The following is a 26,969-nucleotide window of genomic DNA, read 5'->3' as shown; positions in this document are numbered from 1 at the left end:
CGTGAGGGACGGAACAGGGCAATAGCCTGTCCACGGAAGCGTCTGGTGCGTCACATGCCGGTGTTGACGCAGCCGTTGCCAAAGGCCGGGTTCAGCAAGCCGATCACGTCGACGGTGTTGCCGCAGGCGTTGACCGGAACGTCGACCGGGACCTGAATCACGTTGCCCGACAGCACACCGGGCGAGCCGATCACCACCCCTGCGCACCGCTGTCGGCCGGCACAGCCGCCGCGCCGCCGAGCACCGCCGCGCCCGCGGCGGCCACCAGACCTGCACTCCGCATCCCCCGAGACCGCAGGTATGCCATGTTCACGTTCCCTTCCCCCGTGTGACAGCGGCAGTCACCGCCAGCCGGCCGCGTTCCGCGACCAGGCACCGGTATTCCGCTGCCATCATGGGCGCGGACTGCTCAGGCCGCCTGGATCACCCGATCGCGCTACACAATCGCGCTGGGTGAAGGCCGTCGAGCCTGCATGGTCCGTCGCCTGGCACGACCAAGCGTTCGCAGGGGTGGCCGGTGATCCCGGCCGGCCCTGGACGGTCGCGCGTCTCGTCGTCGCGGTCGGTGCCGCCCCCCTACGGCGACCGCGGCGCGACCGGGATCACCCCCGGCATCGCGGACCTGGACGTGCTGATGCAACTCGGCGGCCGGCTCGGGGAGATGCCGCACGCCCCGTACCCAGGGCCATGCCCAGCGGGGACGCCGTCCAGCGTGAACTGGCGTGGTCCGCCGCGGACGGCCCGCCGCTCGACCGGGACCGGATCCGCACGGCGCTGGAGACGATGGCCATCGGGGTGTCCGTCGCGGGCACCGGCAGCCTCACCTGCACCCAGCAGCACGTGAACGCCCTCGGCCAGTGAGCGCCCACGGCCGGTGAGCCGTTGGGACCCGCCGCCAGGCGGCGCCGTGGCGGCCACCGCACACTGCATGGAGGTGAGGAGCACGTCGCGGGGTTACGCGACGCGGCAATGCCGTTCGTTCGCTGTGATGCCGTGCCGCTCCGGTTTGCCGGACGGGCCGATGCTGTAGATCAGGCCGTCGGGGGTGGTCAGCACGCTGTGGGCGCTGATCTGTGTCGGCTGCCGGTCGCCGGCCGCCGACAGGGTCGTCACCCGGCCGTCCGACAGGAAGACGCCGCAGTCACGGAAGACGCCGATCTCGCCGTCGCTGTTCGCCGTGGTCGTGCGCGGGGGTGCGGACCGGTTGGCGGGGGCGAGGGAGATCGTCTGTCGCGCCTCGTCAGTTCCCGCCGAGAACGCCCCGAGCACGGTCGTGTTCCGGGAGCTGGCGCAGTCACTGAGGAACTGCGGGATCTCACGGAGCTTTCTGCCGGTCGCCAGGTCGAACTCGACGGCCTTGTCGCCGAGCGTCCACATGGACTCGCGTTGCCGGGACAGGCAGCCGATGCTTCCGGGCAGGGCGTCGGAGACCAGGACCGGTGACAGCCGGGCGCCCGTGAGCCGGAAGCGGTAGGCGCTCCAGGTCTTCGCGGAACCGGGCTGGACGGAGACGACCAGCGTGCTCCCGTCGTCGGAGACCCGCCCCATCGCGTCGCCGACCCCTGCGGCGAACTTCTTGCTGTGGAGTCTCCCGGACTGCGACCAGGTGATCGAGGACTCGTCCGTCGCGACCCAGGTGTCCCGGTCCTTCGCCCAGTGGACGACCAGGGAACGGCTGGGCGACGTGCGGACCGTGGAGGCGGCTCCGGTCTTCCAGACGGTGTGCGTCCGCGTCTCCCGCTCGTTCATGTCGACGGTCGCCGATATGACGGCGTTCGGGCAGGAACCCGCGCAGTGCACGTCGGTGGGGAAATAGCGGCTCTCGCGCCATTTCTCGCTGCCGTCCTTCGTGTATCCCGCCAGTACCTCATGCTCCGTGTCGTACGTGATGTAACCACTGGAATCACCGTCGGCCAGCACGATGGAACGGTTTCCGGCGGGCGCTGCTTTAGATGCCGACGGTGCAGTGCATCCGGTGGCGAGAAGAAGTCCGCTCAATGCCGAAGCCAGTACGAAAAGCCTTTTCTGGGTGCTCATGCGTTTTTCCGGTGTCAGGGACACCGCGTGGGTGCGCAGCGCCGCTGCGCACCCACGCGACGGTCGGCGGACTAGAACACCCAGGACTGGGCCTTGCACTCGGTCGGCCAGGTGTCGAGCGCGTACCAGCCGTGGACGACCAGACGGGTCTTGCCCTTCTTGGTCACGGGACGCTGGCCCTTGGGGTAGTCATAGCCGTACGAGATCATGTCCCAGCGGATCGAACCGGGCTTCTCGTGTTCCCAGCCCTTCCGGCTGGAGCCGACGAGCAGCCAACTGGCCACGTCCGTGTCCGAGCGGGACTTCTTGATGCCGTGGCTGCTCGGGTAGAAGTACCGGCTCAGGTGCTGCCAGGTCGTGCTCGTCTTCTTGGTGTAGTACGTCCGCACCTTGATCTTGGCGTCCGCCGTGGGATTGAGCGCGGCCGAGCAGGTGGCGTCCGCCTTGTGCGCGGCGGCGGACGCCTGCGGGGCCGCCATGCCGGTCAGAAGGATTCCGGCGGCGACCGGAGCCGCCAAAGTGGTCAGCCATTTCTTGCTTATGTTCACCGTGTTCCCCGTTCTTCGGCTTGTGTGATCATCCTTCCGCGTGAACGGGTGAGGCGGCAACTGAGTTGAGTGTTCTCTGAGGTTCTATTTTCGGCACAATTTATGCAGGCGGCGTCCGCGTGAATATGTAACGACAGTCGGATGCCCCGTCACCAGGTGACGGACACGGAAATGTCAGGCGATGTACCGGAGCGAATGCCGCGGCGTCGCCTCGTCGAATCGCCCCAGGAGGTACCCGCTACCGGAGCCGGAGCGAGCACGCCGACGAGCACATGCGCCCCGGCCTCGCCCCGTGCGATGCGGTCCGGCAGGAAGGGCGGGGGCCGGGACGTACGGAGCGACGGCAACCCGCTCGCAGCCGCGGGAACGCAGCTTCCGCACGGCTGCCATGGGCGACGACGAGGAGGACGGGCTTGTCGTGCCGAGCACCGGACTCAAGATCAGCACTTCGTGGCGTACGGCTACCGGCGTTGACGACTGCAACCGCGCCGTGCGCGAGGGCACTCACAGACGGTCTTCCACGGTCCGAACCGCTCGGGCAGATCACGCCACTGAACGCTGGTGCGCACCCGGTGCAGCATCCCGTCGATCACCTGCCGGTGATCCGCCCCCTGCCACAACGCCTGTTGCTCACCGGCAGGAACGGCCACAGCCGTTCCCACTGCGCGTCAGTCAGGTGCCCGCGAATGGTCATGCTGCGGAAAACGAGTTCGGTTGTCCGATCGGCACGGCCTACGCTCGCTGACCGCATGTCCGGCATATCGGGAGGCCTTGGTATGGGCGTGAACAGTGGCAACGGCCATGGATCGCCGGGACGATGCCCAGCTATCTCTTCCGGCCGTATCGCGGCAACGCAGACCACGGCGCGATGGCCGCTGTGCGGCTGGGCTGTGCAGGGCGGGATGGGTCGACGCTCGCTCGGTGGTGGAGGGAGTTCCGACGGCAGCCGAGATCGCCGAAGTCTCGGCCGAGCTGGACGACCCGTCCGGGAACCAGGTCTTGGTGGAGCGCAACGGTGACATCGTCGGCTACGTGACGGTCAGGTGGTGGCAGGAGCGGGACGGGACATGGCTGTGCCTGCACCGTGGCTACCTGCTGCCCGAGCACCGCGGCGGGGGCATCGGCTCAGACATGGTCAACTGGGCCGAGAGCCGTATCCGTCGGCTCGCGCAGCAAGATGGAACCGCACGTACGGCCGTGTTCGGCGCGAACGCCATGGTCTCCGAAGAGGAGCTGGAACTGGCCGATCTCCGACGGCTACCCGAGCACAACGGTCAGTTGCCGGCCGGCATCGGAGTGGGTGCCGCCGAGCCGACCAGTTACCACGCGGCCTGGAAGACGGTCGTTGACTCGTATGCGAATGTTGCCTTCACCGAGAAGTGGACGTTCGAGAGCTTCCTCGCCCGGGCCGCCCCGACCTGCTGGCGAGCCGCTTGGGATGATGATCGGATGGCGGGCGTCGCCCTGTGCTCCATCCGCCGGCATGACCACACCGTGGGCGAAGTCGAGGAATTGAGGGTCCGGGCAGAGTCGAGGCGTCTGGGACTGGGGCGGGCCATGCTGCTGGACGGATTGCGATCTCTCCGTGAGCACGGCGCGGAGACTGCCCGGTTGTACACCGGGACCGCGAATCCGCACCGCTCCTGCGGATGAGGGCTCGTCGCGCGGGGTGAGGAAGTGCCGGAAGGCGGGTGGCGGAACCGGACCGGCCAGTTCGCCCAGGGTGGCGCGGCTCCGGGAGGTTTTGCGGCTGCCGGGGAAGCCCTGGACCTGCCAGAGCAGCGAGTTGTCGGCAGCGGCGTGGCAGCGGATGGTGGTCTCGCCGGTCAGGACGGCGTCCTCACCGCCGAGCGGCAGGGCAAGGATTCCCCACGGGCGACGGCCCCAGTCGTGGATTGACATCGCGGCACATACCGCCGACCACACCGACGGCGGCTTCGCCGCTCCGGCACGGTTCCCACTGCGGGTGGCGCCCCAGCCTGGACGGCCATAGCCCAAAGGCCCGGGCTGAAGGCGCGTCCCAGCCGCTGCCCGGGCTGCTGACAGGGACCAGCCACGGCACACCATCGATCCCGGTTTGGGACAACCTGCGCGGGACTCACGCCGTACTCGACGAGGTCCACCACCGCCTGCTCGCCGAGACCACTCTCTGGGCCGGCGGGCTCCTCGCCTCCGTGGTAATGCCGTGCCGCTCATGGAAGGTCCTGCTCCGGGATGCAGCCCGATCCGGGTGGTCACCGGCGCGATGCCGGGCCGTACAGCATGGCCCGATGGCTTGCGCATGCCGTCCCGCGGCCTAAGCCGAGCCCCGACCTTGCCGTCCGATCGGCGGCGGACCCGCATGCGAATAGCCGGTAGGCTGCGACGGTGCGCACGGTCGAGCTCCTGTTGGATGAGGCGGCAGAGCTAGCGGTTCGGGAGACCTGGCGGCGGCTGATGGAGGCGGGGCTGCCCAGTCAGGCGCGGCACCGCTCGCCGACCAACAGCCCGCACCTCACTCTGGCCGCCTGCCCGGAGTTGACCGCCCCGATCCGCTGGGAACTCGCCGAGGTGGCTACCGCCCTGCCACTGCCGACGCGGTTCAGAGGCGTGATCCGCTTCGAGCGGCCCACTTCGGTACTGGCCTGGGCGCTGGACCTCGACTCCGCCCTGGCCGACTTGCACCGACGGGTGTGGGAGGCGGTGGCCTCGGACAGCCCGCCCGCGACCCTGAACCCCTTGCATGAGCCCGGGCGCTGGGTACCACACATCACCCTCGGCCGGACCCGGCGGGCTGGTGCCTTCGCCGACCGGAGGGTCAGCGAGCTGCTGCCGACGCCCCCGCTGTCGGCCCGGCTCGTCAGCCTGCGCAGCTACGACCCCGAGACCGGCGCTCTGGAGATGCTGGAGCCCCGTCCCTGAACAACGCATCGGCCTTTCGGCTGCCGGCCCGAACTCGACGATGATCCGGAGCCGGACCGACGCCGATCGGGACGGACCCCCACCTGCGCGGCGGGTCCTGAATGCCTCGCTGGGGCGGTCGGCGCTGCCGTAGGCGATGCTCGAGGCCAGCCCATAGCCGGTTTCCCACATGTCGAGTGCGATCTCTTGTGCCGCCCGGAGCGTGACACCATCAGCCGCTCGATGATGCCGAGGGCATGGCAGTCCGGTTCCCTCTGACCCCCGCCAGTGCCGAGCACAGCCCCGCCGCACCTCCAGGCATCGTCGTCGAACGTGCGGCCGCGTACACGGTGTGGCACAAGCTCAACCTCCGATGACACACCCTGCCTCACCGAGCTTTGACCGATGGCTCACCTTCCCGTTCCCGCTCGCGCGGCCAGTCGGGCGGCGCGCAGGCTGAGGTGGTGCCGCTCCGGGAGGCTGGTGGTGCGGCGGGCGGCGGTGCGGTAGTCGGCGATGGCGGCCTCCCTTTCCCCGGCGAGTGCGTGCAGATGGGCGCGGACGGCGTACAGCCGGTGGTGGTCGGCGAGCGCGGGCGGTGGGTCGGCGAGCAGGGCGAGGCCGGCGGCGGGGCCGTCCACCATGGCGGCGGCGACCGCCCGGTTCAGGGTGATCAGCGGGTTGTCGGAGATGCGGGCGAGCACTCCGTACAGGGCGAGGATCTGGGGCCAGTCCGTGTCGGCGGCGGTGGGCGCCTCGTCGTGGACGGCCGCGATTGCCGCCTGCACCTGGTACGGGCCGACCGGGCCGCGCGGCAGGGCGGCGGTGATCAGTGCGACGCCCTCGGCGATCGCGGCTGTGTCCCAGCGGCTTCGGTCCTGCTCGGCGAGCGGGACGAGTTCGCCGTCCGGGCTGGTGCGGGCGGGCCCGCGCGCCTCGGTGAGCAGCATCAGCGCGAGCAGGCCGGCCACTTCGGCGTTGTCCGGCAGCAGCGTGTGGACGGCCCGGGCGAGGCGGATCGCCTCCCGGGAGAGTTCGACGCGCCGCAACTGGGGGCCGGTACTGCTGGTGTAGCCCTCGTTGAAGATCAGGTAGAGGACGTGCAGCACCGCGTCCAGCCGGGCCGGCCACTCGGCGTCATCCGGCATCCGGAACGGCACCCCGGAGGCTTTGATCCGTTGCTTGGCGCGGCTGATCCGCTGCCCCATGGTCGCCTCGGGGACGAGGAAGGCGCGGGCGATCTCGCCCGTGGTCAGCCCGCCGACCGAGCGGAGGGTGAGCGCGATCGCCGAGGCCGGCGACAGCACAGGGTGGCAGCACAGGAACAGCAGCGTGAGGGTGTCGTCATGCGCACCCTCGTCTCCAGCGTCGGCTCCCGGTGCGGACCGCCGGTCGGCCGGGATCTGCCCAGCCACCAGCTCCTCGCGCCGATGGCGGGCCTGCTCGCTGCGGACCTGCTCGGTCATCCGGCGACTGGCGACCTGAATCAGCCAGCCGCGCGGGTTGCGCGGCGCCCCCTCGGCCGGCCACTGGGTGGCGGCGTCCAGCAGGGCCTCCTGGACGGCGTCCTCGGCGGCGGCGAAGTCCCCCCAGCGGCGGGTGAGCACGCCGACGACCTGCGGCGCGAGCGTGCGCAGCAGGTCGTCGACGGCTGGTTCGAAGGTCGTCATAGGGGGTTCACAGCTCGGTGGGCGGGGCCACCATGACTTGGCGCACCTCGATCGGCATGTTGAGCGGCCGCCCGCCCGGGCCGGGAGCGGCGGAGACGGCGGCGGCGATCTCGATCGCCCGCTGCTCGGTGTCGCAGTCCACGATCCACCAGCCGGCCACCCACTCCTTGGACTCCGGGAACGGGCCCTCGGTGACGACCGGCGCGCCGCCGCTGTGGGAGCGCACGATCCGGGCGGTCTCCGGCATGGCCAGGCCCTGGGCGTCAACCAGCTCACCGGCGGCGGCCAAGCCGACATTGGTCTGTTTCATGAACTGGATGTGGGTTTGGATCTCCTCGGGCTTCCACTCGTCGAGCTTGGGGAAGTCGACGCTCTTCTCGCTGAACTGCATCAGCAGCATGTACTTCATGGTTCTGCTCCATCGTTCGTCGTGCCCGTCCCGGGCGGGGGCTGTCACGGGTTGGTAGAAGCCCGCCCGGCGTTTTCGACATCCTCGGCCGGAATCCGAGAGAAAACTTAGCGGCCGCCGACAACCCGTCCGACAACCGTCCGCGCCCTCTGCCGCGCCCGTCCGTGAACCCGCGGGCCACCACGCTGGTGCGAACGTTTTCGCGCGGCTCTGGCGTTGGGCTGGGTGTGCCCGGGGGAGCGGAGGTAGGCACGTCAGCCGGCCCTCGCCGCCTCGTTTCCGAGGGCGATGAGCAGGTGGGACTTGCCGGTGACCGAGTCGCCGATCAGGAAGAGCGGCAGGCGCTTCTTGATCCATTCGCACTTGGTAAGTGGTTGCCGGGGCCTGTCCTTCCGGGATCGTGACGAGGGTTTCGGTGACCGCCTCCAGCACTTGGTCTCGCCAGCCGGGCGGCACCACGGTCGCGGTGGCGAAGGCGTCGACATCCCGCGCCCGCATAGCCACCCTCGAAGAAGACCGGCCGGTCAGTGTGAAATGCGGTGCTGACCCGTTGTGCGTGTGGGCGGTGAGGACCCGGGCCGGGCAGGCTGAGGTCCGGGCCCTCACCAGGGCTCGCGCGGAGTGGGGGAGCGCGATGCCGTGATAACGCTCATGCGCAGGCACGGTCACGCTTCGACCGTCCCGACATGCTGCAGGGAATCGGGAACCGTGAACCTGCGTTGTCCCAGCATGGGTGATACACCTCGGTACGGCCACGACGAGCCCGGCTCGTCCGACTTCTCGACCGTGCGCGCACGCCTCGCGGCCGACCGCGCCGACACCCTCGCTCGGGCGGCCGCGCTGAGCCGCGACTTCGACGGGATCGTCGCGGCGAACGCCCTGACCGCGGTAGACGACGAGCACGATCCCGAAGGGGGCACCACCGCCTTCGAGCGGGCACACGTCGCAGCCCTGCTGGCGCAGACGCGCGAGCACCTGGAAGAACTGGACCGGGCACTGGAACGACTCGAAGGGGGACGGTACGAGCAGTGCGAAGGCTGCGGCGGGACGATTCCGCCCGAACGCCTAGAGGTCCGTCCGGCAGCCACCACTTGCGTCCGCTGCGCCCGGCCCGACCCACGCCGCGCTTGACGCCAGCCAGTGTCCGGCAGTCAGAGAGCCCCCGCGTCGGCGGGGAGGACGCCACCCACACCATGCGCGCCCAGGACCGAAGCGGGAACGCCCCCGCGTCGGCGGGGAGGACGCCACCCACACCATGCGCGCCCAGGACCGAAGCGGGAACGCCCCCGCGTCGGCCAGGAGGTACCCACTGGTGCCCTTCGAGACGTTGCGCTCCTACGGAAACACCCCCGCGGACGCGGGGTGCTCCGTCGCAGGTCGAGATGCGCGCAGACTTCCGTGGTTCTCCCCGCCGACGCGGGGGTGTTCCCGAGCTGCGTCGCACTAGGCCTGCTGCGCAGCTGTGCGACTGGCTGCTGCCAGTTGCCGAGCAGGGACATGGTCGTGAGCGCGGCGCCGCCGTACCGGCACACCCGCGGAACCTCCACGGCCCCGCGGTCCGCCTCCCACCACACCTGGTGCGAGTGGAAGGGCATGGCTGACTACTGGGACGTCCTGTGGGATCCGACATCCGTGCCCTCGCCGCGTGGAGCTACCCCGACCCACGGCCGCCCTGCGCAGACCTCGCAGACCACGTCGCCTTCTACGCCGGGAGGGTGGACCGCTGCGCCGTCGATGGCTACACGGTGCAGCCACAGGAGGGCGACTTCTACGGAGGCTGGATCACTCCCGAGATCCGCGGCCCTTTCAAGGGAGGAGCCCAAACCCACGGCCGGTGACGGCAGCAGGTGCTGGGCTGGTCGAAACAGGGCATAGACCTCCGCCGTCGAATGAGCGACGGCTACGGGCGGCGGCGTTATATCCGGGACATTCTGGGCCCTGGCGAGCACCGGGGCCGCCGACGAGGACGGTCCGGTCATGCGGGAGTCGTCGCAGGGCGTTACGGTCGTGGCTCGCCTGGCGGATCCGTACGCGCCGACGGAGGTCGCGCCGTATATGGTCCGGGTACTCCCTGCTCGGCCCGCCGGCAAGTCAGGACCGGGGCGGCGGTTCGACGTCGAGGTGGTCAGTGAGCCCTTCACCACAGGGACCGAGGACCTGTCCACGTTGAAGCGCCGGATCGTCGACCGCGGGCGTGCGGAACAAGCCATGGCGCGCGCAGTCCACGCCGCGACCGAACGGCCGCGCCGCCTGTTGGTGACGGAAGCCGAGGATTGGATGAGGGTCACGCGGAAACCCGGCATTGTCCGCTACGCCCTCTTCACCTTCTCACTCAAGTGGTCCGCCTTCCGTTCACCTCACCGCACGTGGGGAGCACTCATGAAGACAGACACCCGCTCCACCGCCCGCCTACGGCACGACCCGCTCGTGCGTGGCCTGGGCTGGGCCAGCGCGCTCCTGGGTGTGCCCCAGGTCGTCGCTCCGGCCGGCTTCGCCCGGGCCTTGGGCGTGGACGACGCATTCCGGCACCGCTCGGCCACGACCGCCGTCGGTGTGCGCGAGCTGGCGGCGGCGACCGGGCTGCTGGGACGGCCGCACCCCGCCTGGCTCTGGGGCCGCGTCGGCGGCGACCTCATGGACCTGACGATGCTGACCCGGGCCCTGAAGAACCACAACGGTCGCGGCCTGGGCCGCACCGTCGCCGCGACCGCCACGGTCACCGCCCTCACGGCCACGGACGTCTACGCGGCCGTGACCCGCACCCGTAGGAGCACCCCCATGGAACTGACCGCGGCCACTACCGTCATCCAATCCACGGACGAGGTCTACGCCCTCTGGAGCGACCTGGAGCGCCTGCCGGGCTTCATGGCGCACCTGGACGAGGTGCGTGTCACCGGCCCGCGCACCAGTCACTGGCGGGCCAGCGCGCCGTTCGGCAAGGCGGTCGAATGGGACGCCGAGACCACCCAGGACGACCCCGGCCGGCTGATCGCCTGGCGATCGGTGGACGGTGCCGACATCGACAACTCCGGCGAGGTCCGCTTCGTACCCGCCCCCGGCGGCCGGGGCACGGAGATCCGGGTGTCCCTGCGCTACGACCTGCCCGGCGGAGCGCTGGGCAAGGCCGCGGCGCGCTACTTCGGCGAGGAACCGCACCAGCAGCTGGACGACGACCTGCGCCGTTTCAAGCAGATCGCGGAGACCGGCGAGGTCGTCCGCTCCGAGGGCGCACCCGGCGGGAAGCGGGCCCGCGGTGAGTTCCCGCAGCACTCGGCCCGACCGCTGACCGAAAGCGAACTGAAGGAGGCCCTGTCGTGAAGGCGAACTGCTGGACGGGACGCAACTCGGTTGAGGTGCAGGAGGTACCGGACCCGTCGATCCTCAACAGCCGCGACGCCATCGTGAAGATCACCTCGACGGCGATCTGCGGCTCCGACCTCCATCTGCTCGACGGCTACGTCCCCACCATGGAAAAGGGCGACATCATGGGCCACGAGTTCATGGGAGAGGTCATCGAGGTCGGCCCCGGTATCAGCGACGGCAGACTGCGCGTCGGCGACCGGGTCGTCGTGCCCTTCCCGATCGCTTGCGGCGCCTGCGCGGCCTGCCGCGCGGAGCTGTACTCGTGCTGCGAGAACACCAACCCCAACGCCGGCATCTCGGAGAAGTTCTTCGGCCACCCCACCGCCGGCATCTACGGCTACTCCCATCTCACCGGTGGCTTCGCCGGCGGTCAGGCCGAGTACGCCCGGGTGGTGTTCGCCGACGTCAACGCCCTCAAGATCGAGTCGGACCTCAGCGACGAGCAGGTGCTGTTCCTGTCCGACATCCTGCCGACCGGATACATGGGCGCCGACATGTGCGACATCCAGGAAGGTGACGTCGTCGCCGTCTGGGGCGCCGGGCCGGTCGGCCAGTTCGCCATGGACAGCGCCCGGGTCCTGGGCGCGGAGAAGGTCATCGCGATCGACAAGGAGACCTACCGGCTCGACATGGCCGCCGCCCAGGGCTACACCACCATCAACTTCGAGGACGTCGACGTACGGTCGGCGCTGCTGGAACTCACCGGCGGCCGGGGCCCCGACAAGTGCATCGACGCGGTCGGGATGGAGGCCACACACGGTGCCTCCCACGTCCACCTCTACGACCGCGCCAAGCAGGCGGTCCGCTCCGAGACCGACCGGCCGCACGCCCTGCGCCAGGCCATCCTGTCCTGCCGCAGCGGCGGCGTGGTGTCGGTCATCGGCGTCTACGGCGGACTGATCGACAAGTTCCCCGCGGGCGCCTGGATGAACAGGTCCCTGACCCTGCGCACCGGACAGTGCCACGTGCAGAAGTACATGAAACCGCTGCTGGGCCTGATCGAGCAGGGCAAGCTCGACCCCACCCGGGTCATCACCCACCGGCTGCCCCTGACCGAGGCACCGACCGGCTACGACCTGTTCAAGAACAAGAAGGACCGCTGCGAGAAGGTCGTCCTCAAGCCGTGAGGGACGCGTCGACGCACTGCGGCACCCTTGTTGCGGCGCAGCCACCAGCCGCAGTCACAGAGGTTGCCTCGGATGCCCGGCGATCGGACGTCGCGCCCACCGGACGGCGATGATGAGCAAGGCGGGACCCGCGCTGATCCCCGAGCCGGTGTGGGCCCCGCTTCACGCAGCGGGCGTCGCGTCTCCTGCTGGGGCGCGTATCGAGTCGTGATCGAACTGCTTGCTTCGCCCGCCGCCTGTGCGACTCGCGTGAGATCATCCGCCCATGAGCAGCGACCTGGAAGTGAGTGCTCTGGCGATCAACGTCACGATCCCGCAGGCGCTCCGCTGGACGGACACTCGGCGTGGTGAAGAGTTCCAACTGACCACACTCAACGTCCGGCTTCTCCCGGACGGTCGCCTCGCCGCGAAAGCCTATGGCCGACCAGTCGGCGGTGGTCGAGGCGCATACGTCTTGTTCCCGGTCCCCGACGAACCAGAACTGGCGGCTCTGGTTGTCGACGCGGCCAGCCGCGCCGGGACGTTGTGGGCCGCCCATCGCGGACTCAGCTGAGCCTGGTTCGCCTCAAGGGCAGACGGTGGCAGTTCCGGACTTCGCTCTCGCGGCGGGGCCTGGTCCGGTAGGTCTTCCTGCGTGACGCGAGTGCAACTGACGGACGCAGAGTGGGATTCTTCGGGCCGTACCTGCTGCCGATCGGCGAGTACGGCCCGTACCCCGAACGGCTCCGGCAGCAGTTCGAGGGTGTGATCTGGCGGTTCAGGACCGGCGGGCAGTGGCGGGAGATGCCGCAGGAGTCCGGCGCATGGTCGACCGTGCACAACGGCTTCCGGCGGTGGCGTGACGCCGGCGTCTTCGAGGCCCTGCAGGGCTGCCGCCGAGGAGAAGGCCAGGTCAAAGAGGGCAGCCTCGAAGAACAAAGCTCCCGCAGTTCATCCCCGTGCTCAAGAAGTTACGGGTCCGCGGCCCCGTCGGCCGCTCCCGCACCCGGCCGGACGCAGTCGCCGGGGACAATGCCTACTCGTCACGCGGCAACTGGGCCCACCTGCGCCAACGCGGCATCAAGGCAGTGATCCCGGAGAAGAAGGACCAGACCGCCAACCGGAAGAAGAAGGGTCCTGGGGGCGGTCGACCCGTCGGCTACGACGCCGCCCGGAACGCCCTGCTACGACAGGACTGCGGGGCCCCGGCGGCCCTTCGCCGTGCGCCCTGGTCAAGGGCCGCCTCCCGCTCCGCCCACGATCCTGCAAGGTCGAGTTCGGTCTGCGTCCCGGGCGGGGCACGGGCGGATCAGCGGTAGGGGACTGCGGTCGACGGACGCCGCAGTGCATGATGCCCGTCGGCGGGTCCCCGCGCAGTGGCCGGACGCGGCCGTCGGCGGGCGACGGCCGCCAGTGTACGAAGGAGCAGCCACTGTCGGCTCCGGGCACGCGGGATCCGCCGGCACTGTTCCGCCGTATACGCGTGGCGGACCGCATGGTGCCCGGCAGCGCTCCGTCACCGGGTGCCGCGCGGGCGAGGGGCCTACCGTGGGAGATGGTCCCTGCGTCGGCCCCGCCGACCGGCCGGTCGTTCACGCCGGGGGCGGAAGGAGGCACGAGATGTCCGATGCGGTACGGGACACCACGGCCCGGCGCGTACGACATTTCGTCGACGCCGGATATCCCGACGCCGGGCCCGTCGAGGCGGCGGTGGAGGGAGCCGTCTACCGACTCGGGGACGGAACGGTGGCCAAGGTGTGGGAGCGCCGACGGGCATCCGAACTGCGGCGGATGCAGCGTTTCTACGCCGATGCGGCGGCGCACCTGCCGTTCGGCGCCCCGGAGATCCTCGCCGTCGAGGACATCGACGGTGTCCCGATGACCGTGGAGCGGGAGCTGACCGGCGAGCCCTTGGCCGGCAGGATCCGCACCGACGACCCGGACGAGGTGCTGCCCGAAGCGGTCGACTGCCTGGTCGGCGTGCTGCGCGCCCTCGCGGACGCCCATGACGTCGACGAGGTCAAGCATCTTCCTGTGCTGGACGAGGAACGCCCGCTGTGGGAAGGCCACACCACTTTCGGATCCGCCCTGGCGGACCTGGTGGACCGGCGGGTCAGCCGGTGCGCGGACCGGCTCTCCACGCATGTCCGCGACTTCGACGACAAGCGCGCCCGGCTGCTTCGGAAGCTGCGCTCGCTGCCCCGTACCGACGAGGCGGTCGTCCACGGTGACGTCTTCCCGGAGACCGTGCTGGTGGACGACGACCTGCGGCCGCTCGCCCTCGTGGACTACGGCTTCCTGTCCACGGGCGGGGACCCCCGGTTCGACGCCGCCGTGGCCGCGGCCATCTTCCCGGCGGGCACCGAGCACGCCCCGGAGATCACCCGGCAGCTCACCGCGCGGTTCGCCGACGAGTTCGGCTACGCGGTCGACGACCTCCTGCTGTACCGGGCCGCCTATGCGATGGCCACGAGCGAGGCCTTCGCGCCGGGCGGCGGTGACGAGCACTTCGCCTGGTGCGTCACCGTGCTCGAGGACCCGGCCGTCGCCGAGTCCCTGCACCGCTGACGCACCGCGGGCAGCCGGGAAGTTCCGGTGACAGTGTGTGCGGTGCCCTACGGTCCCGAGCGGATCCAGGGGCACATGGCCCTGGGGGTCGAGCGGCCGTTCTCTCGGCCGACGACGCCCGAGGAGGCCACGAAGACAGAGGGGGATGGTCGAGCAGAAGGTCGGGGTTCCAAGCAGTCAGGCCCTGCGCGCTTGGTACGAACAGCGGGCCCGCGAGAACGCGGCGAAGGAGGTCGACCGGCTCCTGGGCACCGCCGTCTACTTGCAGCGTCATGCCCACGCCGCGATGCTCCGGTGGTGCGTCTTGGGCGCGGACTCCAAGGAGGACTGCTCCACCGAGGGCGCCAACCTCCAGCTCGACGTCTGGGACGACACCACGCGCCGGGACATCGTCGAAGACGGCACCACCGGCTGCGTCGCCCACACCGTCGAAGCCGCCCGCCGGGTCATGGCCGACCCCGCCAGCCGCAAGATCCTGCTCGCCTTCGTCCGAGACGACGAAGGCACCGCCGTTGCCCGCGCTCTCGGGCCGGACGACACCCCGCGACCGCGCCCCGGCCGCCAAGCCCCCGCATTGGAGCGCCACGTTGCCCTACGAGGCCCGCGAGCACGTCAAGCACGCGGGCACCGACGGCACGGACCAGTGGAGCTACACGACGTACGCGCCGCTCGAACTGCGCCCGGACGACGCCGCCGCATGGTCTCACCCCGGTGCTGGACTCCGCCATCACACCCCGCCGACTCCACCGCGAAGCCGGGCCGCCTCACCATCGTCCGCCGTCTTTCGGCCGGCGGCCACGGTCCCGAGGACGTGGCAGGTGGTGGCTCGTCGGCGACGAGGGTTTGCGGCTCGGCGGTTTCGTCAGACGGCTTTGACGACGGTTCCGGAGCCTTCGAGCGCGGCGACCTCGTCGGCGGGCGCGGTGGTGTCGGTGACGAGGGTGTGCAGGAGCGTGGCGGGGCCGACGTGGGCGTAGGCGGTGCGGCCGAGTTTGCCGCCGTCCGTGGCGACGACGATGCGGCGCGCCGAGGCGATGCCCGCCTTCTTCACCGCGGAGTCGTCGAGGTCGTAGGCGGTCAGGCCCTCGGTGGCGCTCAGGCCACAGCAGCCGATCACCGCGGTGTCGAAGCGCAACGCGGCCAGGGAGGCGAGGGTGAGGGGGCCGGTCAGGGCTCCTTCGGCGGCGCGGGGCCGTCCGCCGGGCACCATCAGCGTGGCCTGGCCCGGGGGGTCGCTGAGGACGTGGATGGCCTGGAGGGACAGGGGCATCACGGTGACCGGCCGTTCGCGCAGGAGACGGGCGACCTCCAGGCAGGTGGTGCCGCTGTCCAGCAGGACGCTCTCGCCGTCGGCGATGAGCGAGGACACCTCGGCGGCGATCCGGCGCTTGGCGTCGACGGCCTCGCGGGCGCGCAGCGCGAAGGGCGGCTCTTCACCCCGCAGCAGCAGGGTCCGCGCGCCGCCGCGGACGCGTTCGAGCACGCCCTGGCCGGCGAGCACGTCGAGGTCACGCCGGATGGTCATCTCGGATGCGCCGGTCAGCGCGACGAGGTCGTGGACGGTGACCTGGCCCGACTCCCTGACGGCCTGCGCGATCACGGAGTGACGGTCTGCGTTGCTCATACCCGCGATTGAACACCACTCCTGAACAAACATGCAATGTGTTCGAAAGGCGGCCTTTCAACCATCGCGAATGTTCGTTACCGTGGCGGTGTGAACCCTTCGCTTCGAGCCGCTCGCGCGGCGACCTTCGTCTACTTCCTTCTGGCCGGCACCTTGATGGGAATCTGGGTGGTGCACATCCCCGACATCGAGACGCGGGCCGGCATCAGCCACGCCACCCTTGGAAGCCTGCTGGTGCTGCTCGGGCTGGGAGCGTTCGCCGGTATGCAGGTGGCCGGCCCCTTGACCGACCGCCTCGGTCCACGCCTCGTGGTCCCCTCCACCGGGGTTCTGGCCGGTGCCGCTCTGGTCCTGCCCGGCCTGGCCCACGGCCCCTGGACGCTGGCAGGGGCCCTGCTGGCCTTCGGCTTCTGCAACGGCTGCCTGGACGTGAGCATGAACGCCCACGCCGTCCACGTGGAGAAGGCCTACGGCCGGCCCGTCATGTCGGCCTTCCACGCCACCTTCTCCGTCGGTGGTGTCATAGCCGCACTCGCCGCGGCGGGCGCCGCCGGCGCCGGCCTGAGCCCGGTCGCCACGCTCGGCGCCTCCGCCGTCCTCGGTATCGTGATCGCACTGGTCTTCGCCCGCGGTCTGCTGCCCGGCACGCCCGCCACCGTCGCCGCCACCCCTGCCGAGCAGGCTCCCACCGCCACGCGGCGCGCTGTCGCCGGGCGGATCTGGATCCTGGCCGCGCTGGCGTTGACGACGATGCTGTGTGAGGGAGCAGCCAACGACTGGAGCACCCTGCACCTCAAGGACGTACTCGGCGCTCCGGCAAGCACCGCCGCCTTCGGATACGGCACGTTCGCTGCGGCGATGACCACCGGTCGTCTCCTCGCGGACCGGGTCGCCGCGCGGTTCGGGTCGATGGCGGTTCTGCGCTACGGCTCGGGCACGGCCGCCGTCGGGATCACGATCGCCGCCCTCGCCCCGTCGACATGGGTCGCGTTCGTGGGCTGGGCGCTGTTCGGCCTGGGCCTGTCGGGCTGCATCCCCCAGCTGTTCAGCGCCGCCGGTCATGCCGACCCCGCCGCGGCCGGCGCGAACGTCTCCCGAGTCGCCGGGCTCGGCTACCTCGGCATGCTCGCCGGACCCGCCGTCATCGGCTGGCTGACCCACCTCACCGCCCTGAATCACACCTTCCTGCTGCTGACGCTGCTCTGCGCCATCACCGCCGTGGCCACCGGCATCCTGCGCACCGGCTCCGGCGCCACGCCCGAGCCGGAACACGAGCCGGCGTCCAACAGCCACTGACCGCCGGTGCGGCGCGGCGACCCGAGGGCACTCCGTCGCATCCTCCCGGCAGGCTCGTGGTCAGCCTGCCCTGCACGTCCGTAAACAACGACTGGGGACTTAGCCCCACGATCGCCGGGACGGACCGGTTGCAGCCGAGGAGCCCCGAGCCGCTGCGGGCCTCCTCGGCGCTGGACCCTCCCGCGGTGGGAGGGTCCACCATGACGGCATGCAGGACAGACTCCTCATGCAGGTCAGACTCCTCACCATCGGGCGCTTCGCTCGGCTGTGCCGCCTCAGCGTGAAGCAGCTGCGGCACGCGTACCGGCCGCGGGGGCGCGCCGATGCCTTCCAGGTCCTGGCGGAAGGGGAGTCGCACGCGCGGACGATCCCGAGACACAGATGCCCATGTCTCATTCCTCCCTCCTGCGGGCGGCCCGCTCGCCCTGACGCTCCCGGCCCTCGTCACGTGCCTGATTGAAGGCATCGGAGATCGTCTCCGCGGCGCCGGACAGAGCTCCCTTGGTCTTCCCCCGGGCGCCGGACTCGGTGAGCTTTCCCGTGAGCTCGGTCAGCCCGGCCGGCTTGCGCGGGCCCGCCTCCAGGTCGAGGCGGTTGCACGCCTCGGCGAAGCGGAGGTAGGTATCGACGCTGGCGACGACTACCCGTACGTCGATCTTGAGGATCTCGATACCGACGAGGGAGACGCGCACGAACGCGTCGATCACCAGCCCGCGGTCGAGAACGAGCTCCAGAACGTCGTAGAGGCCGCTGGAGCCGCCCCCACCGCCTTGCTGCGTCACCATGGTCATCGCGACCATCCCCTTGTGATCTGTCTTCGCGGAGTTCCGTCGGCGGGGATCGCAGCCAGGAGCGGGCCGGATTCGCTGTTTCCCGCCGCGACGGCGGCTTACGGATGCGGGTAGCCCCCACCACCTTCGACCAAACGCCCTTGCGAGCGCGTGTGCCCCGGCGCCGCGCCGGCCCGCCCTGCCTGAGGCGATACAGCTAGGCCACGCCGGCCGCCTGGGCGGCCTCGTAGACTGCCTGCTCCTCGGCTCCGAAGTGGGTGGCACTCATGTTGGGGCCCTGCACCCAGCCGAGCAGGCCGATGATCTGGGCGGGGTCGTCGTAGCGGGAGAAGACCCCGACCTGGACGCCCGCGCCGGTGGCAGGGTCGAAGTCCTGCAGCAGGGCGCCGCCACTGCAACCGGGCGACTGCGCGCCGGCCATCACGTCGTTGTAGTAGACCGGGTCGTTCCGGGCCGTTCCCCGGGTGACCATCAGGCTCCGGCCGTCGAATGTCCGTTGGAGGGGGGTGGGTACGTTGCCGGGGCGGTAGTAGTTGCGCTCGTTGATGGTCGGGTAGCCGAAGATGTGGCCGGTCCGGTTCTGCGGCTGGTCGAAGGCGACCTCCTGGCCTCCGGTGACCGCGCCGACGGGGCGCGGGTCGTCGGGGTTGTCCACCAGGACGGCGGCCATGTCCCGCCCCAGCAGCCAGTCGGCGCTCTGGCTCCAGGTCCGGGTGATCCACTAACGGGTCACTCCCCAGACCCCGTACGGGGCGATGTCCTTGCCGGGAAGACTCGTGCCGGCGGGGTCGCGCGGCAGGTTCGTCCCGTCGAAGCCCGGTACGAAGACCATGTTGGTGGCGACGACGTTCCCGAAGCCTATGTCGAGCGGGGTGTGGACGCGCAGGCAGTGGGCAGCGGTCAGCACGACGCTGCGGTTCGCGCTGGTGACCACGTTGCCGGAACACGAGGACGTCGAGACGGCGCCTGTGTCCACGTCCGTGTACTGCATGAACAGCTTGCCGGCGGTGCGCGAGACCAGCCCCTGCCCCCGCGGCCACGGCCTGCCGAGGTCGTCCCAGCCGCCGGGAGGCGGAGTCGCATCCGCGTCCTCGTTGTTGAGGCCGGCGTCGGCCATCCTCCCCAGGGTCCAGTAGTCCACCTCCGCCCTGAGCCCGTCCTGGTAGCCGGCACCGGCCGGTACCAGCGGGCGGAGCTCGAACGCGGCGGCGTCGGCCCGTGCCGGGGGCGCCGTCGCGAGCAGTGCGGTCACCAGCGCGAGCAGGCCGATGACCGTGGTGAGCGCACGTCGTGAAGGCATGCCGATCAGCAATGTCTTCCCTTCCTCGGGTGGGCCGTCCAGACGGACGGATGGATGTCCGGGCCGACGGCCGGACTCACGGGCTGGTGGTCACCTCGAACCCCGCGCCGTAGACGCCTTCGGGGGCGGCGGCGTCCCGGGCGCGCAGGTCAGCGAGGATGTTGGCCGAGCTGGTGTACTCGAACGGCGGGAAGGACAGGGTGATCGCCTTGGTGATCCCGGCCCAGGGGCCCGAGGCCTGGAAACCGTTGTCCTGGGACGGGAGTTCGCTTCCCGGTACGTGCCAGACGGCCGGCCCGCCCGAGTCGCCCGTCAGGTTCGCGGCCGCCGAGCGGTAGATGCCGCCGGTGTTGTCCATGACGGTGCCGAACCAGACGCCCGTCTGACCCGATACGACGAGTTCGTTGTCACCGGTGGTGAGCAGCCGCTCGGTGTCGAGCGCGGGTGCCGGGGCGTTCGGACTGGCGGTTCCGCCGGGGACCTCCAGGACACCGGTCTGCTTCAGGTAGGGGCCCTGCGAGGAGAGCGTCACCTGCGGGACCAGTTCGATGATCATGTAGTCCTTGGTCATGTGGCCCGTCTGCGAGCCCTCGGGGTCCTTGAAGTAGCGCACGTACCCGATCGGACCGAAGGCGGTGTCCGCGCGGTCGTAGACGGGGGCCACGTCGTCGTGGATCTCGCGGTCCGCGTAGGCGGCGTCCCTGAGGCAGTGGCCGGCGGAAATGGCGATCCGGTGCCCGTACTTGTCGGTGCCCACCGCGCCGATCGTGCAGAAGGGATACGTCATGGACGGGCTGAAGACGATTTGCATCGCGTTGTAGACGCGCTTGCCTCCGTCGGCGTGGGCCGCACCGGCCCCGACGGTCCAGAGGACCACGAGGCTCAGCAGCAGAGTGCACAGTCGTCTGTTCATGTGCGGTTGCCTGTCTGTCGTAGGGCCGTGGCGATCAAGCGGACGCGAAGGCCGCCTCGAGACGCGGGACGAAGTCGACGAGGTCCCGCGCCCAGCAGCCGCTGGTGTGGCCGCCGGCGCAGTCGTCGCCCCAGCCGGATCCGTCTCCGTAGTCCACGAAGTGCACGGGGTACCCGAGTGCGTCCAGCTGCTCCTTGGCGTGCTGCGACGCCGACTGGACCCAGAACTCCGGCTCGGCCGGGTTGCCGTCACCGTTCCCCGTGTAGATCGTGACGCCTGTACCGGCCCGGGCCAGGACGTCCATGTGCGAGACCGGGTCCGCCTCGTCCCAGCGCCAGTCCGCCCCGAAGACCGGGTAGGGAGTGCCGAAGACCGCGTCGCTGGACACCGTGGGACCGAAGTCGAGGCTGCACGTGGGGTTCGAACTCCCGCACAGCGGGGCGCCGATGTTGGTGAGCGTGGCGACGACGGCCGCGCGCATGACGGCGTGGCGGACCGAGAGTTCGGCGGCGCCGGACAGCGTGGCGACCTGACCGAACAGGCCGGGGTGTCGCTGGGCGTAGTGCAGGGAGCCGAAACCGCCCATCGAGAGGCCGGCGACGGCCCGCGCCTTCCTGGTGGCATCGGTGCGCAGGTTGGCGTCGATGAACGGGATCACCTGGTTGATGTGGAAGTTCTCCCAGTTCTGCGCGCCGGCGGCGGTGTTCTGGTCGAGCCAGTTGGTGTACCAGCCCCTTCGGCCACCGTCCGGTATGACCGTGATCATGGACTGGGCAGCGGTGAGGGCGGGGTACGCCACGTTCGGGTTGCCGGGATCGTCGGACGCGCCGTGCAGGAAGTACAGCACCGGGTAGCGCTCGTCGGGATGCCGGGCGTAATCGGCGGGCAGCAGGATGCGGATGTGGTGCTCACCTTCGACCTCGGGCGTGGTCACCGTGACGACGAAGTTGGTGGCGGAACCGACGGCGTCACCGGTCTGCGTGAGGCCGAAGCCGTCGGTCATCTCCGGCGGGCGCGGGGCCGAGGCCTCCACGGGTGCGAACGATGCGCCCATGAGGAGGATGGTCGCCACCGCGGCGACGCCTGCCGCTCCCGCTCGTCTCAGGCGAGCGGACAGAGCTGGTCTCATCACGTGTCCTAGGGGGACTGGTCGCCATGGTCGCCATGGGACGGTCGGTCGGCCGGTCACGTGGAATCACATCGCACCACCCGTGTGTGACGCCATAGGGACGGTCTGGCGCAACTGCGCCACTGGCGCCAGTGCGCTGAGCCTCCAGTAGGCTCCGGGGACTGAGGACTGGACGGCTGCGCGGACCTGGTCCGTCGCTCCGAAAGGCGAGGGGGCGGTCGTGCACGACGTACTGGACCCGGATTCCGACCGTGGCCGGGTCTATCAGTCCCTGGTCCGTCATCCGCACCAATCGGCCGCGGAGTTGGCCGCCCGTACCGGACTGGCCGAGGCCGCCGTCCGGGCGGCGCTGGACGAACTCGCAGCCGAGGACGGCGTCGTGACGGCGGATCCCGGGAGCGCCGGGGCCGTCTGGGAAGCGGTGCCGCCCACGCAGCTAGTCGAGGCGCTGTTACGGCGCGATGACGCACTGCGGACGGCGCTGCGTCGAACCGGTGCGGAACTGGAGCGGCTCTACCGTTCCGCCAGGCGGGACAGCACCCACTACGGTGCGCTGGAGGTCGTCGAGGACCTCGCGCGGGTCCTGGCGATCAGCCGGCAGCTCCAGCAGACGGCGCGTCACCAGCTGCGCAGCATCGACGTGCCCCCGTACTCCGGCACGCCCGACTTCTACCTCGCGCAGGAGGCCCTGCAGCGCGAGCGCATGGCCGCCGGTGTCACCTACCGCGCCATCTACCCCGGCTCCGCGTTCGACGATGCCATCGCGTGGCCCAACATGGCCCGCATGATCGAGGCCGGGGAACAGGCCCGGACCCTGGACGATCCGCCCCTGAAGCTGAGCCTGCGCGACGACGACCTGGCGGTGGTCACTCTCGCTGCCGACGAGCGCCCCGGCGTCGTCTCCCTCGTGATCCGCCCGTCCAGCCTGCTCCAGGCGCTGTCCAACGTCTTCGAGTCGCTCTGGCGACTGGCCGTCCCCGTGTCGGCGACGGGCACCGGTACGCAGATCGACGCACGGGACCGCCAGATCCTCTCCCTCATGGCCAGCGGCGCCACCGACGACGCGATCGCCCGGCACCTGGGGGTGGGGCGCCGCACCGTCGTCCGCCGCGTCTCCGCCCTGCTGGCCGGGCTGGGTGCCACGACCCGATTCCAGGCCGGGGTCCAAGCGGCACGACGAGGCTGGCTCTGAGGACGCCGGCGCCGGCATCCGGTCTCGTCCGGTCTGATGGAGCCATGGTCACCGGTCGGAACGGTCAGGGACCGCGCCGCGCCCACTGGTGACGGCCCAGGCAGCCTCGATCATCTGGAAGACCTCGCCCACCGCGGCCTGCGGATCGGCCGCCTCACGGGCCAGCGAATAGGCGTCGATCACGAACCTCGCGATCGCCCGGCACGCCGTGGGGGTCCGCGCCAGGCCGGGATCGGCGGCGATGGCCGTTGCCAGCGACTCCGCGTGCCGCAGCCGCATCGACTCTTCGTATTCCCGCAGGGCGGGCGATGCGTGGATCATGCGCCAGATCGGGGCGGTGCTGTCCGCCGTGCAGTGCCGCACCAAGGCCTGGATCTCGCGCCGCAGCGCGGGGACGAGCGGCTCGTGCGGCGCCCGGTCGGTGACCGCCCGCGTGAGGCGCTGCTCGAAGTCTTCGTCCTGTCCGAACACCAGGGCCTCTTTCGAGGGGAAGTGGGAGAAGAGCGTGGTGACGGCCACGTCGGCCTCGGCGGCCACGTCACGAATGCCCACCGCGTCGTACCCGTGCTCCAGGAAGAGCCGCAGGGCGGCGTCGGCGATCTTCTGGCGGGTCGCGGCCTTCTTGCGCTCACGGCGTCCGGTCGGCACCTCCATGCTCGCAGGCTATCAGGTGCAAAATCCAAACGACTCCAAAAGCGTAACCGTTAGTGCTACGGTCGCGGCATGAAGAAGGTGAGCTTCGCCGCATTCGGCGGACCGGACGTCCTGCAACTGTCAGAGGCCGAAGATCCCCACGCGGGCCCGGGCCGGATACGCATCGCCGTACGGGCGGCAGGAGTGAACCCCGTCGACTGGAGGCTCCGCGAAGGCCAGGTCCTGGGGGCGCACCCGATCGAGTGGCCCGCCGGAGTCGGGCTGGACGCAGCCGGGGTGGTCGACGAGGTCGGTGAAGGCGTCGAGGGAGTCGAGGTCGGCGACCGCGTGTTCGGCGAAGGCGCCGACACGTACGCCGAGTTCGCCGTGCTGTCGGCCTGGGCCCGTCTGCCCGAGGGCCTGACGTTCGAAGAGGCGGCCGGCTACCCCTCCGTGGTGGAGACCGCGCTGCGCATCATCCGTGAGGTCGGCGTGCGGTCCGGGCAGACGCTGCTGGTCAGCGGTGCGTCCGGGGGAGTCGGATCGGCGGTGCTGCAGATCGCCCGCGACCGCGGCATCACGGTGATCGGGACCGCCGGGGCGGCGAACCAGGAGTACCTGCGCAGCCTGGGCGCCCTCGCCACGACGTACGGCGAGGGCTGGGTCGAGCGGGTGCGGCAGCTCGGCCATGTCGACACGGCTCTCGACCTGGCCGGCTCGGGCGTGATCCGCGAACTCGTCGAACTCACCGGGGACCCGCAGAAGGTGGTCTCCATCGCCGATCTCGGTGCGCCGAAGTTCGGTGTCCGATTCTCCGGTGTGGCCGGGAGTGTTCCGGAAGCGCTCGCCGAAGCCGTCGACCTCATCTCGCGGGGGAAGCTGCACATCCCGGTCGAGAAGTCGTACCCGCTCGCCGGGGCCGCGGCGGCGCACATCGACAGTCAGGCAGGTCACACACGCGGAAGACGGGTCCTGGTCATCTGAGGACGAGCCGGCCGACGTCCTCGCCGCCACGCAGGCCACCGTAGACGCGCCGTCCGGGCTGGGCGCCCTCGCCCTATCGGCCTGCCGCTCCCGGCGCCGGCTCGGAACGTCCCGGTACGGGCCGACGTGACACCGGGCAGCGCCGGGCGGAGTCTCGCCTGAGGCGCGGCGAACAGCCACCACAGCACACCGGCGGCAAGCGGCGTTCCGAGGCCGAGGAGGACGCTCGGCCCCGCACTGCCGCCAGTGGCGAAACCCCACCAGCACAGCAGCCCCAGGGCAACGAACTCGATCAGCAGCGCCAGTAGTTCGTTCGCCACATACCACGGTCGTTCATCGATGACCACCGAACCCCGGGCCCTCGTCCGCCATGCGTCCCCCCGCTTCTGCCTCTGCGCGCGCCACGAGTCAAAGTCGGGTCCCGTCGCTCAAGCTTCGGCGCGAACGACCTCCTTCGATGGGACGGGACACGATGTCACCGCCGTCGCCTGTCTGCTCCTCCTGGGATCAGCAGGGGAACGTGCCGCTGTAGAGGGCGTGTCCGTAGGAGGAGCTTCCGGAGCCGAAGCCGTAGCTGCCGTCATCGCTCCAGACCGCTTCGCGGAACCCGTTGACGCAGGCCGACGTGGGCGCGATGGCGAAGCCCTCCAGGTTGTCGATCGGCATGACGGCCGGGTTCGTGTAGGTCACATCCGGCACGATCGTGCCGGCGGCGTCGACCTTCAGGAAGGTGTGCGTCTCGCCGCAGGTGTTGTCACAGGTCGCGACGATGCGCTGGGTTCCGGCGTCGAAGGTCACGTCCATCACGGACGCCTTGCCGGTCGAGACGGTGCCGAACGTGGTGAACGAGCCGTCGGAGTTCAGGCCGTAGACGTGCAGCGTGCCGTCCCACTCCAGGCCGGCGAAGTACAGGCCCGACCCGTGCAGCGGGTAGTTGGCCGGGTTGTAGGCGGCGTGGGTGAGCGGGTCGATCCAGCCGTTCGCGGTCAGCCAGCTGTCGGGCACGTAGCCGACGCCCTCGAAGCCCAGATTGGCGTCGTCCTTGCTGCCGGTGTCGAGCTGGGGGAACTGCGCGGTCATGTCCCACTGGTGGACCGGCGTCAGCGTCGCACCGGTCGCGGCCGGGTCGAACTCCATGATCGTGTCCTTCGGCACCGTGTTGTCGGCGTTGTCACGCTCGGATGTCACGTAGACATGGCCGTTGCCGCCGACCGTCACTCCCTCGGAGTCCGGCTGGCCGGAGCCGCCCGCGAAGCGGATCTGCTTGCCGGTCGCGCTCCACGAGGGGTCCGGGACCCACTTGCCGTTGCTCTTGACCAGCTTGTACAGCCAGTTCTTGTTCTTCGCGGCCCACAGCACCGACGGGTTCGCCGGGTCGAACGCCAACCCGCTCACGTCGCGGCCCTCCGGGCCGGTGGACGTGGTGAACGCGCAGACGTTGTCGGTGATCGTGACGTCCAGTCCGCCCGGCCACGCCGACGTGCCCGCCGGGGTCGAGCCCGTACCGGAGGGCGCTTCAGGGGTGCAGCCGCTGGTCAGCGAGCCACCGCCGCCCAGCAGATGGCCGGTCTGACCGCCGCCACCGCCACCGCCGGAGCAGGAGTTGGCGCTGCCGGGCGTCGCGGTCGTAGAGGTCTGGAACCACCCGGTGCCGTTGGCGCAGCGCTCGTCCGACGGCTTGGCACCATCGGTGGCCCAGGTCACCGAGTCGACGGTGGTGCTGTTGCCGTCAAGGAGGAAGAGCGAGTCGTGGTCGCCCAGACCGAGGCCGGCGTCGAACGTGACGTAGCCGCCGGCAGGGATGCTCGTCGCGCTCGGAGAGGAGGACGAGATCGAGACGGGGGAGTGGCTGGTGTCGTTGTCGACGTACTTCCACGACCCGATGCCGACCGCGCTCGTGCCCCCGTTGAACAGCTCGACGGTGTCCGAGCCGTCGGAGGTCACCTCGTTGATCCGCACGCGGCTCGCCGACGGGACCGACGACGGGCAGCCTGCGGCGTTCGCGGCGCCGAACGTGGTCGGCGTGGTCGTGGTCACCCACGCGCCGGTGCCGTCGCCCCCGCAGCGGGCCATCGCGGGCTTCGCCTTGCCGGTGGCCCACTCCACGCGGTCGACCACCGTGCCGTCGGCCGTGTAGATCACCAGCTTGTCCGAGTCCCCGAGCCCCTTGGGCGAGTTGAAGGTGACGAACCCGCCGGCGGAGATCGTGGTGGCGGACGGGGTGAACGACTGCGGTGCGAAGCTGTCGTCGGACATCTTCCAGCCGCTGATACTCACGGCGGTGGAGCCGATGTTGTACAGCTCCACCGTGTCGTTGTTCGAGGAGGTGACCTCGTTGACGCGAACGTTCTGGTAGCCGGCCGGGTCGGCGGCAGCCGCAGGCTGAGCGGCGAGCAGCCCGGCGGCGACCAGCCCTGGGAACGTCAGAACCGCAGCGCATACCGAGGCGACGCTGATGCGTGAGTGTGAAGTAGGCACGAGGCGGAACTCTGGTGACACGACGTTGAAACGGCGTGTACTTCGGCT

25 protein-coding genes and 5 pseudogenes are annotated in these 26,969 nt (G+C 70.4%); 13 read left to right on the top strand and 17 right to left on the bottom strand.

Going from position 1 to position 26,969, the window contains the following annotated elements; translation table 11 throughout:
• Positions 1-50 precede the first annotated feature (50 nt).
• A pseudogene (locus IG05_RS42270) lies at positions 51-283 on the bottom strand (chaplin).
• A gap of 404 nt (positions 284-687) precedes the next feature.
• Here IG05_RS42270 and IG05_RS47820 point away from each other — a divergent pair.
• The gene (locus IG05_RS47820) at positions 688-861 is read left to right on the top strand and encodes a hypothetical protein (RefSeq protein ID WP_158838912.1); all 174 of its coding nucleotides are present in this window, start codon (positions 688-690) and stop codon (positions 859-861) included.
• Between the two features lie 93 nt (positions 862-954).
• On the opposite strand, the gene IG05_RS0116590 is transcribed toward IG05_RS47820, so the two are convergent.
• From IG05_RS0116590 to IG05_RS48395, 4 genes and pseudogenes are all read right to left on the bottom strand, one after another.
• A complete protein-coding gene (locus IG05_RS0116590) occupies positions 955-1,920 on the bottom strand; it encodes a hypothetical protein (protein WP_030343299.1) in 966 nt (321 codons plus the stop codon).
• A gap of 188 nt (positions 1,921-2,108) precedes the next feature.
• Positions 2,109-2,585, bottom strand: coding sequence for a hypothetical protein (locus tag IG05_RS0116585; RefSeq protein WP_158838910.1), 477 nt, complete (start codon positions 2,583-2,585; stop codon positions 2,109-2,111).
• A 242-nt stretch (positions 2,586-2,827) separates the two neighbouring features.
• Positions 2,828-2,969 (bottom strand): annotated as a pseudogene (locus IG05_RS49285) (sirohydrochlorin chelatase); the annotation flags it as partial.
• 77 nt (positions 2,970-3,046) lie between these two features.
• Positions 3,047-3,235: a transposase gene (locus IG05_RS48395; protein ID WP_199808325.1), complete on the bottom strand. Its 189-nt coding sequence runs from the start codon at positions 3,233-3,235 to the stop codon at positions 3,047-3,049.
• A gap of 126 nt (positions 3,236-3,361) precedes the next feature.
• On the opposite strand from IG05_RS48395, the pseudogene IG05_RS42260 reads away from it, so the two are divergent.
• Both IG05_RS42260 and IG05_RS0116575 read left to right on the top strand, forming a co-directional pair.
• A pseudogene (locus IG05_RS42260) lies at positions 3,362-4,229 on the top strand (GNAT family N-acetyltransferase); the annotation flags it as partial.
• 723 nt (positions 4,230-4,952) lie between these two features.
• Positions 4,953-5,486, top strand: a complete 534-nt coding sequence (locus tag IG05_RS0116575) for a 2'-5' RNA ligase family protein (protein ID WP_030343297.1) — start codon at positions 4,953-4,955, stop codon at positions 5,484-5,486.
• A 389-nt stretch (positions 5,487-5,875) separates the two neighbouring features.
• On the opposite strand, the gene IG05_RS0116570 is transcribed toward IG05_RS0116575, so the two are convergent.
• The 3 genes and pseudogenes from IG05_RS0116570 to IG05_RS49970 all read right to left on the bottom strand — a co-directional run.
• Positions 5,876-7,135, bottom strand: a complete 1,260-nt coding sequence (locus IG05_RS0116570; protein ID WP_030343296.1) for an RNA polymerase sigma factor — start codon at positions 7,133-7,135, stop codon at positions 5,876-5,878.
• 7 nt (positions 7,136-7,142) lie between these two features.
• Positions 7,143-7,544: a YciI family protein gene (locus IG05_RS0116565; RefSeq protein WP_030343295.1), complete on the bottom strand. Its 402-nt coding sequence runs from the start codon at positions 7,542-7,544 to the stop codon at positions 7,143-7,145.
• A gap of 257 nt (positions 7,545-7,801) precedes the next feature.
• A pseudogene (locus tag IG05_RS49970) lies at positions 7,802-8,029 on the bottom strand (ATP-binding protein); the annotation flags it as partial.
• A gap of 244 nt (positions 8,030-8,273) precedes the next feature.
• Between IG05_RS49970 and IG05_RS0116560 the strand changes: the two are divergent.
• The 7 genes and pseudogenes from IG05_RS0116560 to IG05_RS0116535 all read left to right on the top strand — a co-directional run bounded on the left by IG05_RS0116560 (position 8,274) and on the right by IG05_RS0116535 (position 14,581).
• On the top strand, positions 8,274-8,675 hold the full coding sequence (locus IG05_RS0116560) for a TraR/DksA family transcriptional regulator (RefSeq protein WP_051789918.1): 402 nt from the start codon (positions 8,274-8,276) through the stop codon (positions 8,673-8,675).
• Between the two features lie 485 nt (positions 8,676-9,160).
• Positions 9,161-9,382 (top strand): DUF427 domain-containing protein, encoded by a 222-nt coding sequence (locus tag IG05_RS50590; protein WP_051789915.1) that lies wholly within the window; start codon positions 9,161-9,163, stop codon positions 9,380-9,382.
• A 541-nt stretch (positions 9,383-9,923) separates the two neighbouring features.
• A complete protein-coding gene (locus tag IG05_RS0116550) occupies positions 9,924-10,862 on the top strand; it encodes an SRPBCC family protein (RefSeq protein ID WP_030343293.1) in 939 nt (312 codons plus the stop codon).
• Complete coding sequence (locus tag IG05_RS0116545; protein WP_030343292.1) at positions 10,859-12,034, top strand: zinc-dependent alcohol dehydrogenase; 1,176 nt, start codon at positions 10,859-10,861, stop codon at positions 12,032-12,034. Before IG05_RS0116550 ends, IG05_RS0116545 begins: the two co-directional genes overlap by 4 nt.
• A 265-nt stretch (positions 12,035-12,299) precedes the next feature.
• Positions 12,300-12,587: a hypothetical protein gene (locus IG05_RS45265; RefSeq protein WP_078894245.1), complete on the top strand. Its 288-nt coding sequence runs from the start codon at positions 12,300-12,302 to the stop codon at positions 12,585-12,587.
• Positions 12,588-12,668: 81 nt separating this feature from the next.
• Positions 12,669-13,182 (top strand): annotated as a pseudogene (locus IG05_RS45260) (transposase); the annotation flags it as partial.
• A gap of 451 nt (positions 13,183-13,633) precedes the next feature.
• Positions 13,634-14,581, top strand: coding sequence for a phosphotransferase family protein (locus IG05_RS0116535; protein ID WP_030343290.1), 948 nt, complete (start codon positions 13,634-13,636; stop codon positions 14,579-14,581).
• 862 nt (positions 14,582-15,443) lie between these two features.
• On the opposite strand, the gene IG05_RS0116525 is transcribed toward IG05_RS0116535, so the two are convergent.
• On the bottom strand, positions 15,444-16,205 hold the full coding sequence (locus tag IG05_RS0116525) for a DeoR/GlpR family DNA-binding transcription regulator (RefSeq protein WP_030343286.1): 762 nt from the start codon (positions 16,203-16,205) through the stop codon (positions 15,444-15,446).
• Positions 16,206-16,361: 156 nt separating this feature from the next.
• Between IG05_RS0116525 and IG05_RS0116520 the strand changes: the two genes are divergently transcribed.
• Positions 16,362-17,501: an MFS transporter gene (locus IG05_RS0116520; protein ID WP_051789913.1), complete on the top strand. Its 1,140-nt coding sequence runs from the start codon at positions 16,362-16,364 to the stop codon at positions 17,499-17,501.
• 392 nt (positions 17,502-17,893) lie between these two features.
• Here IG05_RS0116520 and IG05_RS0116515 read toward each other — a convergent pair whose 3' ends face one another.
• From IG05_RS0116515 to IG05_RS0116495, 5 genes are all read right to left on the bottom strand, one after another.
• Positions 17,894-18,292 carry a gas vesicle structural protein GvpA gene (locus IG05_RS0116515; protein WP_030343283.1) on the bottom strand — a complete coding sequence of 133 codons (399 nt, stop codon included), beginning with the start codon at positions 18,290-18,292 and terminating at the stop codon, positions 17,894-17,896.
• Positions 18,293-18,488: 196 nt separating this feature from the next.
• Positions 18,489-18,962 carry a hypothetical protein gene (locus IG05_RS0116510; protein ID WP_030343281.1) on the bottom strand — a complete coding sequence of 158 codons (474 nt, stop codon included), beginning with the start codon at positions 18,960-18,962 and terminating at the stop codon, positions 18,489-18,491.
• A 51-nt stretch (positions 18,963-19,013) separates the two neighbouring features.
• Entirely contained in the window at positions 19,014-19,592 is a 579-nt protein-coding gene (locus IG05_RS0116505) for a hypothetical protein (protein WP_158838906.1), read from the bottom strand.
• A gap of 76 nt (positions 19,593-19,668) precedes the next feature.
• Positions 19,669-20,505, bottom strand: coding sequence for a hypothetical protein (locus IG05_RS0116500; RefSeq protein WP_030343277.1), 837 nt, complete (start codon positions 20,503-20,505; stop codon positions 19,669-19,671).
• Between the two features lie 34 nt (positions 20,506-20,539).
• Positions 20,540-21,559 carry an alpha/beta hydrolase gene (locus IG05_RS0116495; RefSeq protein ID WP_107051372.1) on the bottom strand — a complete coding sequence of 340 codons (1,020 nt, stop codon included), beginning with the start codon at positions 21,557-21,559 and terminating at the stop codon, positions 20,540-20,542.
• Positions 21,560-21,854: 295 nt separating this feature from the next.
• On the opposite strand from IG05_RS0116495, the gene IG05_RS0116490 reads away from it, so the two are divergent.
• Positions 21,855-22,826, top strand: a complete 972-nt coding sequence (locus IG05_RS0116490) for a LuxR C-terminal-related transcriptional regulator (RefSeq protein WP_030343274.1) — start codon at positions 21,855-21,857, stop codon at positions 22,824-22,826.
• A 48-nt stretch (positions 22,827-22,874) separates the two neighbouring features.
• Here the strand turns inward: IG05_RS0116490 and IG05_RS0116485 are convergent, their stop codons facing one another.
• Positions 22,875-23,480: a TetR/AcrR family transcriptional regulator gene (locus IG05_RS0116485; protein WP_051789909.1), complete on the bottom strand. Its 606-nt coding sequence runs from the start codon at positions 23,478-23,480 to the stop codon at positions 22,875-22,877.
• 69 nt (positions 23,481-23,549) lie between these two features.
• Between IG05_RS0116485 and IG05_RS0116480 the strand changes: the two genes are divergently transcribed.
• The gene (locus tag IG05_RS0116480) at positions 23,550-24,443 is read left to right on the top strand and encodes an NADP-dependent oxidoreductase (protein WP_030343270.1); all 894 of its coding nucleotides are present in this window, start codon (positions 23,550-23,552) and stop codon (positions 24,441-24,443) included.
• On the opposite strand, the gene IG05_RS45250 is transcribed toward IG05_RS0116480, so the two are convergent.
• Entirely contained in the window at positions 24,410-24,763 is a 354-nt protein-coding gene (locus IG05_RS45250) for a YrdB family protein (RefSeq protein ID WP_078894237.1), read from the bottom strand. The genes IG05_RS0116480 and IG05_RS45250 overlap by 34 nt on opposite strands.
• Positions 24,764-24,950: 187 nt before the next feature.
• Positions 24,951-26,921 (bottom strand): lamin tail domain-containing protein, encoded by a 1,971-nt coding sequence (locus IG05_RS45245; RefSeq protein WP_078894235.1) that lies wholly within the window; start codon positions 26,919-26,921, stop codon positions 24,951-24,953.
• Between the last annotated feature and the right edge of the window lie 48 nt (positions 26,922-26,969).

The organism is Streptomyces sp. NRRL S-1022 (genome assembly GCF_000720135.1).
Taxonomy (GTDB): Bacteria; Actinomycetota; Actinomycetes; order Streptomycetales; family Streptomycetaceae; genus Streptomyces.
The sequence above is the reverse complement of the archived record's forward strand: the minus strand, read 5'-3'. Positions and strand labels throughout refer to the sequence as shown.

Excerpts from the sequence above, each read along its gene's own strand:
- IG05_RS47820 (WP_158838912.1), top strand. The coding sequence starts at position 688 with ATGCCCAGCGGGGACGCCGTCCAGCGTGAACTGGCGTGGTCCGCCGCG.
- IG05_RS0116570 (WP_030343296.1), bottom strand. The coding sequence starts at position 7,135 with ATGACGACCTTCGAACCAGCCGTCGACGACCTGCTGCGCACGCTCGCG.
- IG05_RS0116565 (WP_030343295.1), bottom strand. The coding sequence starts at position 7,544 with ATGAAGTACATGCTGCTGATGCAGTTCAGCGAGAAGAGCGTCGACTTC.
- IG05_RS0116560 (WP_051789918.1), top strand. The coding sequence starts at position 8,274 with ATGGGTGATACACCTCGGTACGGCCACGACGAGCCCGGCTCGTCCGAC.
- IG05_RS0116550 (WP_030343293.1), top strand. The coding sequence starts at position 9,924 with ATGAAGACAGACACCCGCTCCACCGCCCGCCTACGGCACGACCCGCTC.
- IG05_RS45265 (WP_078894245.1), top strand. The coding sequence starts at position 12,300 with ATGAGCAGCGACCTGGAAGTGAGTGCTCTGGCGATCAACGTCACGATC.
- IG05_RS0116535 (WP_030343290.1), top strand. The coding sequence starts at position 13,634 with ATGTCCGATGCGGTACGGGACACCACGGCCCGGCGCGTACGACATTTC.
- IG05_RS0116525 (WP_030343286.1), bottom strand. The coding sequence starts at position 16,205 with ATGAGCAACGCAGACCGTCACTCCGTGATCGCGCAGGCCGTCAGGGAG.
- IG05_RS0116520 (WP_051789913.1), top strand. The coding sequence starts at position 16,362 with ATGGGAATCTGGGTGGTGCACATCCCCGACATCGAGACGCGGGCCGGC.
- IG05_RS0116515 (WP_030343283.1), bottom strand. The coding sequence starts at position 18,292 with ATGACCATGGTGACGCAGCAAGGCGGTGGGGGCGGCTCCAGCGGCCTC.
- IG05_RS0116510 (WP_030343281.1), bottom strand. The coding sequence starts at position 18,962 with ATGGCCGCCGTCCTGGTGGACAACCCCGACGACCCGCGCCCCGTCGGC.
- IG05_RS0116505 (WP_158838906.1), bottom strand. The coding sequence starts at position 19,592 with ATGCCTTCACGACGTGCGCTCACCACGGTCATCGGCCTGCTCGCGCTG.
- IG05_RS0116500 (WP_030343277.1), bottom strand. The coding sequence starts at position 20,505 with ATGAACAGACGACTGTGCACTCTGCTGCTGAGCCTCGTGGTCCTCTGG.
- IG05_RS0116495 (WP_107051372.1), bottom strand. The coding sequence starts at position 21,559 with ATGGGCGCATCGTTCGCACCCGTGGAGGCCTCGGCCCCGCGCCCGCCG.
- IG05_RS0116485 (WP_051789909.1), bottom strand. The coding sequence starts at position 23,480 with ATGGAGGTGCCGACCGGACGCCGTGAGCGCAAGAAGGCCGCGACCCGC.
- IG05_RS0116480 (WP_030343270.1), top strand. The coding sequence starts at position 23,550 with ATGAAGAAGGTGAGCTTCGCCGCATTCGGCGGACCGGACGTCCTGCAA.